The sequence below is a fragment of the Bacillus sp. lyk4-R2A-2 genome (assembly GCF_030209735.1).
GTDB classification, from domain to species: Bacteria; Bacillota; Bacilli; order Bacillales; family Bacillaceae; genus Bacillus; species Bacillus pumilus.
On record NZ_JARVRK010000004.1, the window covers coordinates 142,703 to 160,431 of the forward strand.

At 41.2% G+C, this 17,729-nt stretch carries 15 protein-coding genes; 11 read left to right on the top strand and 4 right to left on the bottom strand.

Annotation, left to right across the window (positions count from 1 at the left end; genetic code table 11):
- Nucleotides 1-14 precede the first annotated feature (14 nt).
- Entirely contained in the window at nucleotides 15-497 is a 483-nt protein-coding gene (locus tag QRN39_RS03455; protein ID WP_212046102.1) for a hypothetical protein, read from the top strand.
- A gap of 30 nt (nucleotides 498-527) precedes the next feature.
- Here QRN39_RS03455 and pdxR read toward each other — a convergent pair whose 3' ends face one another.
- Complete coding sequence (gene pdxR / locus QRN39_RS03460) at nucleotides 528-1,967, bottom strand: MocR-like pyridoxine biosynthesis transcription factor PdxR (RefSeq protein WP_284906202.1); 1,440 nt, start codon at nucleotides 1,965-1,967, stop codon at nucleotides 528-530.
- A 144-nt stretch (nucleotides 1,968-2,111) separates the two neighbouring features.
- Between pdxR and QRN39_RS03465 the strand changes: the two genes are divergently transcribed.
- The 3 genes from QRN39_RS03465 (at nucleotide 2,112) to QRN39_RS03475 (ending at nucleotide 4,835) form a co-directional block, all read left to right on the top strand.
- Nucleotides 2,112-3,281 (top strand): MFS transporter, encoded by a 1,170-nt coding sequence (locus QRN39_RS03465; protein WP_284906203.1) that lies wholly within the window; start codon nucleotides 2,112-2,114, stop codon nucleotides 3,279-3,281.
- 64 nt (nucleotides 3,282-3,345) lie between these two features.
- On the top strand, nucleotides 3,346-3,621 hold the full coding sequence (locus tag QRN39_RS03470; protein ID WP_226804975.1) for a barstar family protein: 276 nt from the start codon (nucleotides 3,346-3,348) through the stop codon (nucleotides 3,619-3,621).
- A gap of 257 nt (nucleotides 3,622-3,878) precedes the next feature.
- On the top strand, nucleotides 3,879-4,835 hold the full coding sequence (locus QRN39_RS03475) for an LCP family protein (RefSeq protein WP_003212446.1): 957 nt from the start codon (nucleotides 3,879-3,881) through the stop codon (nucleotides 4,833-4,835).
- Nucleotides 4,836-4,903: 68 nt separating this feature from the next.
- Here QRN39_RS03475 and QRN39_RS03480 read toward each other — a convergent pair whose 3' ends face one another.
- Nucleotides 4,904-5,266: a YhjD family protein gene (locus tag QRN39_RS03480; RefSeq protein WP_003210969.1), complete on the bottom strand. Its 363-nt coding sequence runs from the start codon at nucleotides 5,264-5,266 to the stop codon at nucleotides 4,904-4,906.
- Nucleotides 5,267-5,417: 151 nt separating this feature from the next.
- Here QRN39_RS03480 and QRN39_RS03485 point away from each other — a divergent pair, with 151 nt between their 5' ends.
- A complete protein-coding gene (locus tag QRN39_RS03485; protein WP_080772985.1) occupies nucleotides 5,418-6,035 on the top strand; it encodes a TVP38/TMEM64 family protein in 618 nt (205 codons plus the stop codon).
- Entirely contained in the window at nucleotides 6,035-6,547 is a 513-nt protein-coding gene (gene lepB, locus QRN39_RS03490) for a signal peptidase I (RefSeq protein WP_041815362.1), read from the top strand. Before QRN39_RS03485 ends, lepB begins: the two co-directional genes overlap by 1 nt.
- 34 nt (nucleotides 6,548-6,581) lie before the next feature.
- Here lepB and QRN39_RS03495 read toward each other — a convergent pair whose 3' ends face one another.
- Nucleotides 6,582-7,727, bottom strand: coding sequence for an AbrB family transcriptional regulator (locus QRN39_RS03495; protein ID WP_284906585.1), 1,146 nt, complete (start codon nucleotides 7,725-7,727; stop codon nucleotides 6,582-6,584).
- A gap of 266 nt (nucleotides 7,728-7,993) precedes the next feature.
- On the opposite strand from QRN39_RS03495, the gene QRN39_RS03500 reads away from it, so the two are divergent.
- The 3 genes from QRN39_RS03500 to QRN39_RS03510 are packed head-to-tail and all read left to right on the top strand — an operon-like array spanning nucleotide 7,994 to nucleotide 9,715.
- Complete coding sequence (locus tag QRN39_RS03500) at nucleotides 7,994-8,416, top strand: BlaI/MecI/CopY family transcriptional regulator (protein ID WP_003210872.1); 423 nt, start codon at nucleotides 7,994-7,996, stop codon at nucleotides 8,414-8,416.
- Complete coding sequence (locus QRN39_RS03505; RefSeq protein WP_050945367.1) at nucleotides 8,409-9,248, top strand: M56 family metallopeptidase; 840 nt, start codon at nucleotides 8,409-8,411, stop codon at nucleotides 9,246-9,248. The genes QRN39_RS03500 and QRN39_RS03505 overlap by 8 nt, the downstream gene beginning before the upstream one ends.
- Before the next feature lie 56 nt (nucleotides 9,249-9,304).
- The gene (locus tag QRN39_RS03510) at nucleotides 9,305-9,715 is read left to right on the top strand and encodes a DoxX family protein (RefSeq protein WP_106029930.1); all 411 of its coding nucleotides are present in this window, start codon (nucleotides 9,305-9,307) and stop codon (nucleotides 9,713-9,715) included.
- A 197-nt stretch (nucleotides 9,716-9,912) separates the two neighbouring features.
- Here the strand turns inward: QRN39_RS03510 and QRN39_RS03515 are convergent, their stop codons facing one another.
- The gene (locus QRN39_RS03515; RefSeq protein WP_284906204.1) at nucleotides 9,913-10,359 is read right to left on the bottom strand and encodes a ferritin-like domain-containing protein; all 447 of its coding nucleotides are present in this window, start codon (nucleotides 10,357-10,359) and stop codon (nucleotides 9,913-9,915) included.
- Between the two features lie 165 nt (nucleotides 10,360-10,524).
- On the opposite strand from QRN39_RS03515, the gene addB reads away from it, so the two are divergent.
- Both addB and addA read left to right on the top strand, forming a co-directional pair.
- On the top strand, nucleotides 10,525-14,034 hold the full coding sequence (gene addB, locus QRN39_RS03520; protein ID WP_284906205.1) for a helicase-exonuclease AddAB subunit AddB: 3,510 nt from the start codon (nucleotides 10,525-10,527) through the stop codon (nucleotides 14,032-14,034).
- Nucleotides 14,012-17,710 carry a helicase-exonuclease AddAB subunit AddA gene (gene addA / locus QRN39_RS03525; protein WP_284906206.1) on the top strand — a complete coding sequence of 1,233 codons (3,699 nt, stop codon included), beginning with the start codon at nucleotides 14,012-14,014 and terminating at the stop codon, nucleotides 17,708-17,710. Before addB ends, addA begins: the two co-directional genes overlap by 23 nt.
- The last annotated feature ends 19 nt before the right edge of the window (nucleotides 17,711-17,729 follow it).

Sequence of the window (17,729 nt, forward strand, 5' to 3'; positions counted from 1 at the left end):
AATGGAGGCTCTGTATGAAAAAACAATCGCAATTGCTGCTGCTATTCACCTTGACAGTGACCTTACTAGCAGCCTGTCAGCAAGCAGGTCAATCGCCTTCAAAACAAGACACAAAAGAAGCGGCGTATGAACAATGGGTTCAGCGTTATATGGATGAGTTAAATGAAGCTTATGAAAACATGACCGACCAATTTATTTCAGATGGACAGGGAAAGATCCAAGTAAATAAAAAATTGAAAAAGGCGACGAAAGCCTTTGATCGTGTGATTCAAAAGGGGCTTGCTCATCAAGAAATTCCAACCGCTTATCAAAAGGCAGATGAACAATTAAAGACAGGTCTTCATTCATTTGAAAAAGGAATTGGTCAGGTGGAGCAGCTATTAAAGCGCCCAGATCAAGAAAAGCTGTTTATTTCCGCTACTCATCATCTCCAAGATGGATTGCAGAGGGCAGCTGCATTTATTGAAGAAGTCGGCCGCATTCAGCAATCAACGTAAAAAGCTTGGAAGGCGGACTTCCAGGCTTTTTTACATATAAAGTATTTGCTTTAAGCGGCGCACACCTTCTTGAATCATGTTTTCGCCCGTACAAGCAAAGCCTAGCAGTAATCCCTTTCGATTGCTCTCAAAACAATAAGGACTTAATGGATAAATGCCAATACCTGCTGCTTTTGCTGCCTCAATACTGCCTTTTTCGTCAAAGTTTGGCGCTCCTTCCAAAAAGACATGAAGACCCGTATCTGTTCCATAAATATGAAAGTGCTTGTCAAATTGTTGTGTTAAAAGGGCATCCATCATGGCAGCCTGTCTTTTTTTATATAGCTGTCTCATTCGCCTGACATATCGCGTAAATTCTCCTTCTCTGAAAAAAGAGGCGAGTGTGATCTGTTCCATAATGGGCAGCTGTCTTTGAATGAGTGATTGCAAGGAAGCGATCTCTTTTATGACGGCTTTGGAGCCGATAATGGCAGCAAGGCGGATGCCTGGTGCCAGCACTTTGGAGAAGCTTAAGATATAAATCACATGGTCGGGTGCTTCTGAAAATAAGGAAGGAAGCGGTCCGCCATGATAACGATAATCTCCATCAAAATCATCCTCTAGTATATAAGACTGATGACTGACAGCAAATTTTAGCAGCTGCTGCCTTCTGCTCACACTCATACATACACCGGTTGGACGCTGATGGGAGGGCGTCACCGCAATCAGCTTTGTTTTTCGTGGTAATGTATTCACCATGATCCCTTCTTCATCGACGGGCGCGGGATAAATGTTCATTTCACGATGCATAAAGGAAAGCCTTGCTCCAGGAAAGCCTGGATCTTCAACAGCTACTGTATCGCCTTTTTTAAGCAATACCTGTGAAATCAAATCAATGGCTTGCTGCGTGCCTCCTGTTAACACGATTTGATCCTCTTCTACATCGATGCCGCGTTCTACTGATAAGTATTGGCGTATTTCTGAACGTACTTCCCATAAACCATGCGGGGAGGAATAGCCCCAATCTTTCATCTCTAATCGCTGTAATGCTTTTGTGAGCGAGCGTTTCCATATGTTTTGAAAATGTTCATCGATGGCTGGTTCCTGATGACGAAAATCAATATCAAGCTTCTCATGAAATTGATTGGCCGACAGCCAGTGGTTCATTTGTTTCTCCGCCTCTTGAAAGTGTGGTCTTACCGGAAGAGGAAAAGGCGGCTCACCTTGATGGGGAGTGGAGGCCGCATAGTGATCACTTGAAATGACCTTCGTACCGCCTCTTCTAGATGTGCTGACATATCCTCTTGCCAGCAGTTCATCATAAGCAAGCTGTATAGTTGATCTTGATACATTGAGCTCCTGTGCTAATACGCGTGTCGGTGTTAACTGATCATCGGGGTTCAGTTTTTGGGAATGAATTTGTTGAATGATCTCAGTCACGATTTGCTGCCAGAGCGGGGTAGTACTTGAGCGGTCTAAATAAATATACATCGGACACCTTCTCTCATTGTCACATATAACATGATGATGACACGGGAATATGGAGTGGTCAATAGCATCGTTTTTGGATATAGGAAGTAAGCCAAAAGGTGTGTACACTGTTCTCATATGCTTATGACTAGAGGAGAGAGTGAAATGATCCCTGCAGCTAAAGAAGAAACCGCACACCTATCCATCATTCCATTTATATTCGTTTTATTTGGTCTTTTTATGATTACAACCGCAGTGAATCTGCAGGTGCCCCTTTATACGTTGTATGCCGAACAAGCAGGGTACGGAAAGGCGGCGACAGCCCTTGTATTTGCTGCATATGTCTTCGGACTGATTCCAGTTTTACTTTTTCTTGGCGGGATATCTGACCGGGCTGGACGTAAACCGGTTTTATTGGTCGCACTTAGTTTTTCATTATGTGCTACCTTATTGATGATCGTACATCCTACCATTCAGATCCTCTTTTTGGCGCGGCTGCTGCAAGGGGTGGGGCTTGGCCTGAGTGTTGGCACATGCACTGCTTATTTGATTGCTTTATATCCAGAAAAATCAAGCTGGATTCCAACTTTTATTGCGTTATGCAGTTCGGTTGGCTTTGGGGGCGGTGCTCTTTTTACGGCACTTCTTTCTTTTCAGTATGTGACGCTTGCGCCGCTTAGTTATTGGATTGTGATGGGCTTTTTGATCCTAACGATCGTGGGTGTCTTCTTTTTCGTTCCGCCTGTACAAGGAGATGCAGATAAACCGATGATGAACATGCCAACATTTCCAAAAGGAACAATGCCAGCGAATGCAGCGATTGCTGTCGCGTGGTCAGTGTGTGGCCTTGTGATTTCGGTTTTGCCAGCACAGCTTAAATTGAATGGATATGAATTATGGGTAGGGCCGGCACTGTTTTTGATTAATATGTCAGGTGTCCTGATGCAGCCTTTTGTTCGCAAAATGAATAGCACAGCAGCGCTCCTTGCCGGATTTATCTGTCTTCCATGTGGATACGGTCTCTTGCTATTTGGAGCAAATGGTGGGTCAATCATTCTTGTGCTTGCCGGAACGATGCTTGCGGGTACTGCCTGCTATGGATTTACTTATTTAGGCGGTCTTCAGCTTATTGTCGAGCGGGGAAAAAAGGAGGCAGCTAGAGCCGTTGCCGGGTTTTATTTGTTTGCCTATTTAGGTCTGGGTCTTCCAAGTGTTTTTGTCGGGCTCTTCGCTGATCTGTTCGGAACTCAGGTGGTGTTAACCGTCTTTTTCTTGGTCGTTTTGGCAGCTTGTCTCATCCTTTTGATGTCAAGTGTCAGACAGAAACAAAAGTGAGGAGTCTTGCTTTCTCTTTTGCCTTCCATTCGTTTAAAATAAAGGCATGAGAGGGGAAGATGACATGAAAAAAGTGCAGCTGGACGGCGCGTCGTGCAGGTCGCAAGAAGAGCTTCATGACCAACTAAAAAAAGTTTTACACCTTCCTGACTATTACGGGGAAAATCTTGATGCTCTATGGGACTGTTTGACAGGAGAAGTAAATCTGCCAGTAGAGCTGACATGGGTGAATTTTGACACGAGCAAGGATGCTCTTGGCGAGTATGCAGAAAGCGTAAAGCAGTTATTTCAAGAAGCAGAAGAGGAATTGAAGGGACAATTTCAAGTGAGTTTTCAATAATGGTGAAAAAGCAGCCGACATTAGAGGCTGCTTTTTTCTGAATTTTCTCCTGCGATGATATGGATGTAGACAATGCTAACTATGCGGAATCATTTAAAAAGAACACTACCGGCAGATTAAAAGATTGAGTTATCTGAGTTTTAAAAGTTTTTCATTGTGGATTCATAAAAATATGTTGCGTGCAGGAAACTTTCATTGAAATATGTTATAGTGGAACCTACATTGATAGACTAAGATAGAGTGAGGGTTCGGAAAGGATGAAGGAGAAAACAAGATCAAAAAGAAGGCTGAGACCTTGGGTGAAAGTCGTGCTGTTTATCATGGCATTTGTCATGGTGATGGCAATATCCGTGACAGGATATGCTTACTATAAAATTTCAAAAGCGTCGAATAAGGCGCAAGTGTCATTAGAAAGAGGAGACACCTCGCAAAAGCGTGTGAAAGCTTTTGATCCAGGAAAGGACAGCTTCTCGGTCCTGCTGCTTGGAATTGACAGCCGTCCAGGTGAAACGGTAGACGAAGCAAGAAGTGATGCGGTCTTACTGGCGGCTGTGAACCGAACAGAGAAAACCATCAAGCTCCTCAGTATTCCTCGTGATTCTTATGTAGATATTCCGGGAAGAGGATATGATAAAATCGCCCACGCCCATGCGTTTGGGAGTGCAGATTTGTCAGTCAAAACGGTCGAAAACCTGTTGAACATTCCTGTAGACTATGTGATTTCAGGGAACTTTAAGGCGTTTCAAGACATTGTAGATGAGCTAAACGGAATTGACGTAACGATTGAAGATGAAGGTATCGCAAAACAAATGGAAAAGGATTCAAAAGGGAAAGTTCATGTGCAAACAGGAACACATACGTTAAATGGTGAAGAAGCATTAGCCTTTGTGAGAACAAGAAAGGCAGACAGTGACCTTATGCGCGGGAAGCGCCAAATGGAAGCACTTCAAGCCATCTTTGAAAAATCTAAATCCATTTCTTCGATCCCATCCTATGACAACATCATTGATACACTTGGTGACAATGTTTCAACCAATCTGTCCATGAAGCAGTTTATCGGTCTTTTCCCGTTATTGAGCTCATTGACATCAGTAGATACCATTCAGCTAAAGGGCCATGATTATCAGCCTGGGAATGTGTATTACTTTGAGTTAGATGGCGCTGGATTAGAAGAAGTGAGAACAGAGCTGAGAGAACAGCTTGAATTATCATAAATAAGAAGGAGCCTGCCGCTGTGGCAGGCTTTTTGCTTTGAATGGGGAAGCGCGACAATGAAGCCAATTCAATTCGCTTGATGAAGAAAATACCGAGTCAGTAGTTCCTCTACCCGGTGACGTATACGTGGATTAAAGTATTTATGTTTTTCTTCATAGCCATCCATGATAAATAGATACGTTGTAAATCCTTCATCGTGTTCGATTTGCTGTACCTTCATTTTTTCTTTACGTAAATGCTGCTTTAGTTCATAAAGTGCTTTCTGTGCTTCCTTTAAGGCGGAGGTCACAAGCTGAATGTATGGTTCATTTAGTTTAAATGTTTGATGTTGTTTTAAGTGAGTCAAATCACGATTGAGGATGGAGACGACCATTGGAAGAAAGATGGCCTGTTCCATCATCTGAAGCTGTATTCTTGATAGTCTCGTCATGTCCAAGCCTGCTTTCTTTCTTGATGGAACACATGTTCTTATTTATTATACCGAATGAGTCAAATAATCTCAAGGGGGGGGATTCATTTGTATATTTTTATGTTTTCCATGTAAAATGAAAAGTAGACAAACCTTGAAGGAGTCAAACAAGTTGACATCATTTCTTTCCCTATTTACTCACGAAAATATCACATCATTTTTTGAGAGCTACAAGGCCTTTGGACCGATTGTGGCCATATTGCTCCCTTTAATAGAAGCATTTCTTCCGTTTTTACCACTCGTTGCGTTTGCTGTAGCTAATGCAAATGCATTCGGCCTTTGGGAAGGATTTTTATTGACCTGGATTGGCGCAAGTGCAGGGTCTATTCTTGTCTTTTTACTGATCAGAAAATTTGGACAGATGAGAATGCTCAACTTTATCAGCAGGCATCCTTCCATTAAAAAATTGATGCTTTGGGTGGAGAAGCGGGGATTTGGTCCATTATTTATTTTACTTTGCTTTCCTTTCACGCCCTCTGCTGCCGTCAATGTTGTAGCGGGTTTATCAAGAATTAGTTTTTGGCAATTCTCATTAGCTACTTTATCTGGCAAGTGTGTCATGCTCTTTATCATTAGTTTTATTGGTTATGATCTTTCTGCTTTAGTTAAGAATCCGTTAAGAAGTGTTTTTGCGGTTCTAGTTATTGCGTTATTATGGTATGTTGGAAAGAGAGTAGAAAATAGGTTAAACATTCGAATGAGCAAACGTGAGGACAAAGGAGGCTCTTAATGAAAAAGAAGCCATTGCTATGGTTGATGATTATTACAGGCATCGTCTTATTGTTCCAAGTCAAGAATTTCATGTTTGTCACGTACAAAGTAGAAGGGGTTAGTATGGACCCAACTTTTACAGATGGAACAGAATTATTAATCAATAAGTTCTCGCCAAAACTCACGAAAATTAGCCGGTTTGATTATGTGTTATTTCACGGACCTAAAAATCAAATCTTGATCAAGCGAGTCATTGGACTCCCAGGAGAAACGATCAAGTATGAAGATGATCAGTTATTTGTCGATGGTGAAAAAAAGAAGGAACCTTATTTAAAAGAGCAGAAACAACATAAAATGGGGAACGTTCTGACAGGAGATTTTCAGCTGAAAGCCATCACAGGAGACGATAAAATCAAAAACAATCATTACTTTGTGGTCGGAGATAACCGAATACATAGCTTCGACAGTCGGCATTTTGGCACCATTTCAAAGGATCAAGTTGTCGGTGTTAAAAGAAATACCAGCGAATAAAAAAAGGCGCTCTGCACATGCAAAGCGTCTCTTTTTATTTTGCGGCTTTATAATCAGGCTGCCTTTTTGCCCATACGTGATGTAAGAAGCGGAAAAACGGTGGCAGCATTGCAATGACGAGAATAATTCTGACGACTTGTACAGCCACAACAAAGGTAGAATCCTCATGCAGTGTGACCGCAGTTGTTGCCATCTCTGCAATACCGCCAGGCGAAAAAGCAAGAATGGCTGTAATGACAGAGATACCTGTGATCTCAGCGATGGCAATAGAGCTGAGGACAGTCGCAGCAATTAGCCCAGCTGAGCTGACGATAGCCACAATGAGAGTGTTTTTTAGCCCGACAAACATTTCTTTATTCATTTTTGAACCGATGGTTGCACCTAGAAATACTTGAGACGCAATGTTCGCTTGTGCCGGCCAATAAGGAATCAAATCATAACCTATGAGTGCGCCCGCACCAACTTGAAGAGCTGCGACGCCTAGCATGCTGCCGATCAGCCAAGGAGCTGGGAAATGAAGACGAACTGCTAGGCGTGACATGAGCCAGGCACCTAAAATAAGCGCAGCGGTCCAAGAGATGTTTGAAAGGGTGAAAACACCCGAAGAAAAAGCGCTCCCTTGCGTAACTACAGCCACATCCGCTTGGTTTTTTGTATTTAAATAAAACACTGTAAATGGGATAGTGAGTACAACCATTAATACACGTATCGTTTGCACAAGACTCACAACAGCTGTATTGGCTCCCACCTCTTGGGCAATCCCCGGCATAGCGGATAAACCGCCGGGGGCAGTTCCGACAAAGCTTGTCAGCATATCTGTTTTGCTCAGCTTCCATAAGACAAAGCCTGAGAGCATCGCCAGTAGAATAGAAAAGACGAGCATGAAACTCACAGGGAGCCAATTTTCAGCGAAAATGTGAAGGACCTTCATATTCATTTTCTGTCCGAGTTCGATTCCGAGAATGAATTGACCAAGGAGCAACCATCTGCTGTGAATACGTAAGGTGCTAGTTCCTTTACGCTGAAACAGGGTGGGGCGGCGCATCGCAATAAAAGCTGCGGTGATTAATGTACCTACCATCCAGCCAATGGACATACCTGTTAAAGACAAAAGAAATCCACCTAAACCGCTTATCGCAATGAGAATGAGATCGGTTCGAAGGCTGTTTCCTTGTTTCATCACATGTAAACCTTCTTCCTATATGTTTGTTCAGTAAGTGAAATGTTGTTAACTTCACTATAATACAAAAGTCTCTATAAATAAAATACGAATTTTTTCACTATTTTCATAAGATTATCTTATCACTAAATGATTAGTACATTTTTATAAAGAAAGATATCATTTTTACCAAAAACAAAGTCGATATACAACGATTTTCCCCTATTTATGTTATCAGTTGACTATCATTTTCAATTACACTACACTACATAGTGTGGGGTGATAACATGAAAATTCCTTCTTTTAAATATAATGAAAAGGGATTGAATCGTTTTTTTGGTCCTTTAGAGGGAAGAATTATGGAGATCCTTTATGAAGGTGAGGATATGCCGATTAAAGAGGTGCAGCAAAAGCTGTCAGATGAGAAGCCGATTAATTTCAACACCGTGATGACTGTGCTGAACCGCTTAACCGAAAAAGGAATTGTGGAGAAAAAAACAAAAGGGCGCTCATCTATTTATAATCCTATTTTAACAAAAGAAGAATTTCTAAATGAGCAAACAAAATGGATTACACAAGGATTGATGGATGATTTCGGTCCACTGGCAGTGAATCATATGGTGGATGCGATTGAAAGTGCTGATCCTGAATTACTCAAAGTACTAGAAGCACGGCTAGCATCTAAAAAAGAGGAGCAGCAAAATGAATAAAATGAAGTCGAGTCTGCTGTTTTCAGGCGGTATATTGATTGGTTTAGCCATTTTTTATCAGATGGGGTATTACGTGCTTTCAAGCTTTTTTGGCTGGAATCAAGCATATAACCTGATCCATGTATGCCAGTCTGTGCTCGAATTCTATGGATTCACTCCTTTAAAATACTTTCTGGATGCCTTAGTCCTCTACACATTGGGTTTTGCGATTTTTTATATGACGAAACAAATCAAAAAGTACATTCAATTCAAGCAAAATCTGATGCTTGCAGTCGATCACCAGTCAACCGAATCTTTATCTGAGAAATATGCTAATGACATCATCGTGTTTCATTGTCATGAACCGCTTGCTTTTGCAATGGGGATGCTTCACCCAAAGGTTTATTTATCAACAGCTCTCATGGACATGCTGGATGAAGAAGAGATTGACGCTGTAGTTCATCACGAATTGCATCACAAATACAGCTATGATCCTTTAAAGGCTTTCATGTTCTCAATGCTCACAAAAGTCATTTGGTACATTCCAGTGTTAAAGCATATGAGACAAAGCTACTCTGTTTTTCGTGAAGTGATTGCAGATGACTATGCCATTCAGAAGACAGGTACTGAGCTTGGAGTAGGGCAGGCCCTTTTGAAGCTGATTAAAAAGAGAACCCAGTTTCAAAAACAAACAAAGTTTGCGGTGTCCTTTGGGGATCGGGCATTGAATTTAAGAATACAAAAAATCTTAAATCCAACTTACAATATTCCTTTTAATGTACCAATGATTCCAATCGTCACATCAGCCATTCTGATGGTGGTCTTAATGATTATGCTCAACCTTAATTACTAATTTTTTTACTTATTAACATTACATTGTGTAGTGTAAAAACAGGAGGAAATCACTATATGAAAACAAATCAAGAAATAGGAACACTTTTTGTACGCGTTATTTTAGGTATTATTTTCTTTTTACATGGGCTTCAGGCATATCAAGGAGGGCTGGGAGGCACAGCAGCATTCTTCGGACAAATCGGTGTACCTGAATTTATGGCATATATTGTAAAGACAATTGAGCTAGTCGGTGGTATTGCCTTGATTTTAGGTCTAGGAACACGTATTTTCGCAGCATTATTCGTACCAATTATGGCAGTAGCGATTATCACTGTTGGTTTTTCTAGAGGATTTGTTGGTGGCTATGAATTTGAACTTTCGCTGCTCGTCATGGCGCTTTATTTGACTCTTAGCGGCAGTAAGCTGTTGTCAATTGATGGGATACTCAAGCATCAGCAGCAAAGCAATGAAGCAAAATTTCATTAAAAGATCATGAAAAAACTCCTTCTGCTATTTTGGGCAGAGGAGTTTTTTTAATGGTCAAAATCTCATTTTCTCGTTTGAAAATAAGGAAGGGATGTGAGGATTTGCTACATTTAGCGCTTTCTTTAATAGAATGAATGAACGAAAAATCGATTTCATTTTTTGACGGAACATACGATCTCCTATTAAAATAGGACTATCTATGATACATGGTGCGTTAAAAGGTATAAAAACCATACAGCATGCTGCTGCTCATCTTGAGCGATACGTTTCATTAGCTCTTTTGTTCCTTGATCCCGGACATAGTCTGATACGCTTAAGTAAAAATCGACCGTTTTTTGTTCATCTTTAAAGGCAAACATAAGTCCTTCTCTGAATTGGTCTGGACAAGGTTCAGTTACGCTTGGTTTGTGGTTTTTCCCTGTTAAAGAATAATATAGCTTTGAAAATAGTTGATAGTGTCTGACTTCATCCTGGCGTATTTCTTGAATGATCTTCTTTGCTTCAGGATTTTTTGCCTTTTGGGCAAGTTTTTCGTAGCATTGGATCGCAGAATACTCACCATTGATCGCTTTCTCAAGGTCTGAAATGATCCTTGTGTTTTGGCGCATGTCATAAGGCGAGTAGTCATAGTAACTGTAATACATGATATTGCCAGCCTCCTTTTAGTTCATGATGGTTTATGATATGAAAAGAGTGAGGAAAGGTGCCTATGTCTTTTTTCAGAAAGGAGAATGGGAACGTGATCGGAAAATAGCTATTTACCTTTATTTTCGCTAGAATATGAGTACATAAGAAAGGTGTTGTGGAACGTGGAGATTCAGTTTTTAGCAGGCAGATCGGGGAGTGGAAAAACGACTGCAATCTTAGAGGAAATCAAAGAACAGCTTCGGCTTGATCCGTTGGGTCCGCCAATCATTTTTTTAGTCCCGGATCAAATGACATTTTTAATGGAATATGAGCTTGCGAAAACGTCTGAAGCTGGTGGAATGATCAGAGCTAAAGTATTTAGTTTCACTCGTCTTGCTTGGTCGATTTTACAGCAGACTGGTGGAGCGAATCGGCAATTTGTGACAAGCACAGGAATTCAAATGCTTTTAAGAAAAGTGATTGAAGAGCAGAAAGACAAGTTTAAAGTATTCAAAAAAGCGAGTGATAAGCCGGGGTTTGTGGAGCAAATCGAAAAAACGATGGCTGAATTCAAAAGATACTGTATGCTGCCAGAGGATATTGAGAAGATTTCAGCGTCTAGCATGCATTCAGAGTATACAGAAGAAAGACGGGCAGCCGAAAAATTGCATGATCTCCATGTTCTTTATCAGCAGATGGAGGAGCATTTACAAGATGAATATGTGCACTCAGAAGACTATTTGACTCTTCTTTCCCAGCAAATTCCTTCAGCTGAAGAAATAAAAGGAGCACACATCTATATAGATGGTTTTTATCAATTTACACCGCAGCAGCTTCTTGTCATTGAACAGCTCTTGCTGCATGCAGCAAAAATAACTGCGGCTTTCACAGTAGATCGATCCTATCATGATAGGCAGCCAAATGAACTTGATTTATTTCGTATGACAGGTAAAACGTATTTCCAGCTCTATCAGCTTGCTAAAGAGTGCGAAGCTGACATTTCTGAAAATATTTTTGAAAGAAATCATCGGCACCTTTATACACCAGATCTTGCTTATTTAGAACACCAATATGAGCAGCGGCCCGTTCAGCCATATCAGGAAAACACCCCTCATCTCACAGTGTCTAAAAGTGCAAATAAACGAGCTGAAATTGAGGGAGTAGCGAGAGATATCCTTGATTTAGTGAGAGAAAAAGGACTCAGACTGCGAGATATCTCGATTGTAGCGCGGCATGTAGATGACTATAAAGATACGTTAAAAGAGGTTTTTCGAGATTACGATATTCCTTTTTTTATTGATGGAAATGAATCGATGCAGTATCATCCGCTCATTGAATTAATTCGTTCGAGCTTGGATGTCATAAAAGGAAATTGGCGGTATGAAGCGGTATTTCGCTGCGTGAAAACAGAGTTCTTATTTCCGCTTGAAATCACTAAGAACAAAGCGAGAGAGCAGGCAGATCAGCTTGAAAACTATTGCATTGCTTATGGTGTAAAAGGAGAGCGCTGGACAAACGGCTCCCGGTTTCATTACAGGCGTTTCCAATCATTAGATGAGGATTTCGGACAAACAGATCAAGAAATTGAAATGGAACAAATGCTAAATGACGTCAAAGAATGGATCGCGCCCCCGCTTTACCAGTTGCAGAAAAGGCTCAAAAAAGCGCAAAAGGTAAGGGACATGGTAGAGGCTGTCTATGTCTTTTTAGAAGAGATACAAGTACCAGATAAGCTTGAAAAGGCGAGGCTTGAGGCTGAAGAAGCAGGTCGATTAGCTGAAGCAATGCAGCACGGGCAAGTATGGGATGCGGTGATTCAATTAATGGATGAATTTGTTGACATGCTAGGTGGCGAAGAGCTCTCATTTCCCTTATTCCAACAGATGATAGATACAGGGTTAGCTTCTCTAAAATTCGCTTTGATTCCGCCTTCACTCGACCAAGTATTTATTGGAAGTATGGATTTATCCAGAATGTATCAAGTGAAGTGTACGTTTATCATTGGTGTAAATGATGGCGTTATTCCCGCACGTCCCTCTGATGAGAGTGTATTGTCTGAGGATGACCGAGAATGGTTAAAACGAGCAGGAGCAGAGCTAGCAGAGACAGGAAAAGAACGGCTGCTAGATGAGCAATTTTTAATTTACCAAGCGTTATCAAGTCCATCCCGTCATTTGTATCTATCCTATGCGGCTTCTGATGCAGAAGGACGTTCTCTATTGCCTTCGACACTCATCAAGTATTGCCAAGAGCTTATGCCAAATCATCAACAGGCTCTTTATGTGTTAGATCCAGAACAACTGGAAGACGATGAGCAATTAAAATTTGTAGCGAATGAGCATGTTTCGTTGTCGTATACCATCTCACAGCTGCAGCAATGGCTCAATCAATATCCCATCAGCGGTGTATGGTGGAGTGTCTATAACTACTTAATGACATCTCCTCATCGGGATGTATCAAAAAACATCATGTCAAGCTTGTTCTTTACAAATCGAGCGAAGCCATTAAAGCCTAATGTCACAAAAGAGCTTTACGGTGACCATATTCAGGGCAGTGTTTCAAGAATGGAGAAGTTCAATGCGTGTGCATTCTCTCACTTTGCTTCCCACGGTTTAAAACTAAAGGATCGACAATTTTACAAATTGGAAGCACCCGATATCGGCCAATTGTTTCACTCGGCTTTGAAGCATATTTCAGATACGCTAGTTGAACAAAAAAAGGATTGGAAAAACCTAACGAAGGAAGATTGTGTCACCTATTCAAGACATGCAATCGAACAGCTTGCTCCGCGTCTTCAAAAGGAAATTCTATTAAGCTCTAATCGGCATGCTTATATTAAAGAAAAGCTTCAGAAAATCTTGATTCGAGTCTCTTCTATATTAAGTGAACATGCCAAATTGAGTGGATTTTCTCCGGTAGGGCTTGAGTTAGGTTTTGGAGGTCAAGGGCCTTTGCCGCCGTTTACTTTTCAATTAAAGAATGGCTGCACGATGGAGCTTGTCGGAAGGATTGACAGGGTAGATAAGGCAGAAGGTTCAAAAGGGCTGCTTTTAAGAATCGTCGATTACAAATCCAGTGAGAAAGGTCTTGACCTAGCAGAAGTATACTATGGTCTTGCCTTGCAAATGCTCACATACTTAGACCTAACCATTACGTATTCGAAAGAGTGGCTCGGCGTAGAAGCAACGCCTGCTGGCATTTTATATTTCCATATTCATGATCCGCTCATTCAAGCACCGATTCCACTTGCAGAGGATGAAATTGAGCAGGAAATCTTCAAGAAATTTAAAATGAAGGGTTTATTGCTTGAAGATGTGGAAGCAGTAAAGCTAATGGATCAAACGCTTGATTCAGGTAGATCGCAAGTCATTCAAGCCGGTTTGAAAAAGGATGGGTCTTTCCGATCTGATTCGGCAGTTTTAAGTGAGGATCATTTCCATATACTCACACAACACGTTCGGCGCACATTTGAAGAAGCAGGCGAAAGAATTACAAATGGAGAGGTCGCAATTAATCCATACAAATTAAAGGATCAAACACCTTGCCGCTTTTGTTCATTCAAGTCTATTTGCCAATTCGATGAATCAATAGAAGATAATGATTTTAGGGTGCTCACCTCTGAAAAGGATGATGTTGTGATAGAACGGATCAAAAAAGAAGGGGATCAGTATGCAAATACCAAAACCGAATAACAGTACGTGGACGGATGACCAGTGGGAAGCCATCGTTTCAGAAGGACAAGATATCTTGGTTGCGGCGGCGGCAGGGTCAGGTAAAACAGCTGTTTTGGTTGAACGCCTGATTCGAAAAATGACCCGGCCTGAACATCCAGTTGATGTGGATCGTCTGCTCGTTGTGACTTTCACAAATGCTTCTGCGGCAGAGATGAAGCATCGGATCACAGAAGCACTTGAAAAAGAATTAGCCAAAAACCCAGGGTCTCTTCATATGAGAAGGCAGCTGTCCCTCATGAATCGAGCTAATATTTCAACCTTGCACTCCTTTTGCTTGCAGGTTTTGCGCACCTTTTACTATGAAATTGATCTTGATCCAGGCTTTCGTTTGGCTGACCAAACAGAAGGAGAACTATTAGGAGATGAAGTGTTAGACGAACTGTTTGAGGATGAATATAAGGCTGGAAAGCCATCATTCTTTGAATTGGTTGATCGTTACACATCTGACCGTCACGACTTAGATTTGCAATGGCTCGTGAAGAGAATTTATGAGTTTTCAAGATCTCATCCATCTCCGGAGCAATGGATGCGGGCATTTCTTTCACTTTATGATGTAGATGCTCAAACAAAAGTAGAAGAATTACCGTTTTATCCATATATCAAAGAAGATCTTTCTCTCGTTCTCCGGAGCTGCCAAGAGCTGCTTGAACGAGCTCTTTCGCTATCAAAAGAGCCGGGCGGCCCAGCACCGAGAGCAGAGAATTTTATAGATGATTTAGAGCAAGTCAATGAATTAATCCGTCATCAAGATGATTTTGAGAAGCTTTATGAGCTTTTGCCGAACGTCAATTTTAAAAGGCTCAAAACGTGCAAAGGGGACGAATATGACCCTGCTCTCTTAGAAAAATCCACAGATGCACGTAATCAAGCAAAAAAACAATTAGAAAAACTAAAAGATGAATACTTCATGCGCAGTCCTGCCCAACATTTAAAAAGCTTAGCTGAAATGAAGCCAGTTGTGGAGACGCTTGTAGAGCTTGTGATCCAATTTGGTGAGCGTTTCGAAAGAGCGAAGCAGGAAAAGTCAATTGTCGACTTTTCGGATTTAGAGCACTATTGCTTACGCATTTTAGCGGAGCAGGATGCAGAAGGACATTTGATCGAAACAGAAGCTGCCAAATACTATCAACAGCAGTTTGAAGAAGTGCTCGTTGATGAATACCAGGATACAAACCTTGTACAAGAAACGATTTTAAAGCTTGTATCTAAGGGGAAACATTCTGCAGAGGGCAATCTGTTTATGGTTGGTGATGTAAAGCAGTCAATTTATCGTTTTAGGCTGGCAGAGCCTATGCTCTTTTTAAACAAATATAAACACTTTCAACCAGACGGCAAAGAAACAGGGAAGAGAATCGATTTAAATAAAAACTTCCGTAGCCGTTCAGATGTTTTAGATAGTACGAACTTTTTGTTCAAGCAGCTGATGGGGGAAACAGTGGGAGAAATTGAATATGATGAACAAGCTGAATTAAAGCTTGGAGCGAGTTATCCAGAAAGCAAAGATACAACGACAGAAATGCTTCTTGTCCACTTAGATCAGCAGGAAGCAGAAACCGGCGAAGAGCGAGAAGAGCTCGAGACCGTCCAATTTGAAGCGAGAATCATTGCTAAAAAAATAAAAGAATTAGTGGAGCAGCCATTTCAAGTGTACGATGCAAAGCAGCAAATGACCCGTAATTTGCAGTATCGTGACATTGTCATTTTGCTTCGGTCTATGCCTTGGGCTCCACAAATGATGGAGGAATTAAAGAAGCAGGGAATCCCTGTATATGCGAATCTTTCCTCTGGTTATTTTGAAGCAACAGAGGTGTCTGTCATTCTTTCATTGTTAAAAGTCATCGATAATCCATATCAGGATATCCCGCTTGCTGCTGTTTTAAGATCACCTATTGTTCATTTAGACGAAAATGAATTGGCTCTGATTCGAACGAGTGATAAAAAAGGCACGTATTATGATGCTGTAAAGGCATTCATGAGTGTGACGCATTCTGATCACCCTACATGCAAAAAACTAGAGCGATTTTTCCAATTACTGCGCAAGTGGCGTGATTTTTCTATCAATCATTCGGTGGCAGAATTAATTTGGGAAGTCTACCGTGATACGCAGTATCTTGATTATGTTGGCGGAATGCCTGGAGGTAAGCAGCGACAGGCAAATCTTCGTGCCCTTTATGACCGGGCTAAGCAATACGAAAAAGCTGCCTTTAGAGGGCTATTCCGATTCCTTCGTTTTATTGAAAGAATGCAGGAGCGTGGGGATGATCTTGGTGCAGCAAAAACGTTCAGTGAAACAGAGGACGTTGTGCGTATGATGACGATCCACAGCAGTAAAGGATTAGAATTTCCAGTCGTCTTTACCGCAGGGCTCGGCAGAAACTTTAATATGATGGACTTAAACCAGTCTTATTTACTTGATAAAGAACTAGGCTTTGGAAGCAAGTACATCCATCCTGAGCTGAGAATTAGTTATGCGACATTACCGCTTGTGGCGATGAAAAAAAAGATGAGAAAAGAGTTGTTATCTGAAGAATTAAGGGTCCTATATGTAGCGCTCACAAGGGCTAAAGAAAAATTATTTCTAGTCGGCTCTGTCAAAAATCAGGTGAAAGCATTAAGCAAATGGCAAAATGCCGCAACCGGAGAAGAGTGGCTGCTCCCTGATTTTGAACGGTATCAATCGAAAACATACTTAGATTTCATTGGCCCTGCCCTTATCCGTCATCAAGCGATGTCATCTGTTTTAGAAGAAACAGGAGATATTGTTCTTTCGCATCCGTCTACATTCACTATCTCATTTACGCAAGCTTCTGATCTTTTAAAGGAAGATATGTCACTTGAAAAAAAGGAGCAAGACGAGATTGTACAAGCATTGATCGATGGTCTAACTGTTGAAGGATATGGTGATGCTGATGAGAAGGTGGCAGAGAGACTCTCATGGAAATATCCGTATCTAGCGGCCTCGCAAGTCGGCACAAAGCAGTCTGTTTCCGAGATAAAAAGAATGAAAGAAATACAGGATGAGTACAGTGTTCCTTCTTCTATTCGAAAAGCTCGTGCAACATTGTATGACCGGCCAGCTTTCATGAAGAAGAAAACACTCACTGCCGCAGAACAAGGCACCGCAATGCATACAGTGATGCAGCATATCCCGCTCCATTCTGAGGAGCCCTATGATGAATCACGTATAGGACACCTGCTCGAATCCTTACAGCAGCGAGACTTGCTAACAGATGAGCAGATCCAATCAATTAATCAAGAAGGAATTGCTTCTTTCTTCTCTACTTCAATTGGTCAAAAACTGCTAAAAGCGGACTGGGTAAAACGAGAGGTGTCATTTAGTATGGTGTTACCTGTTAAAGAGGTATACAGTCATATTGATACTGAGGGAGAGCCTGTTCTGATTCAAGGGATGATTGACTGTTTATTTGAAACAGATGGAAAGCTATATTTACTAGATTATAAAACTGATAGAGTACAAGGCAGATATACAGTTGACGCTGCTGAACCGATCTTGAAAAAGCGTTATGAAACCCAAATAGCCTTATATGCAAAAGCTGTAGAGCGTTTGACAAACAGAACATTAGAGGAGAAAATTCTCTATTTCTTCGATGGAAATTTAGAAATTTCTTTATAAATGTATCGGAATGAGAGGT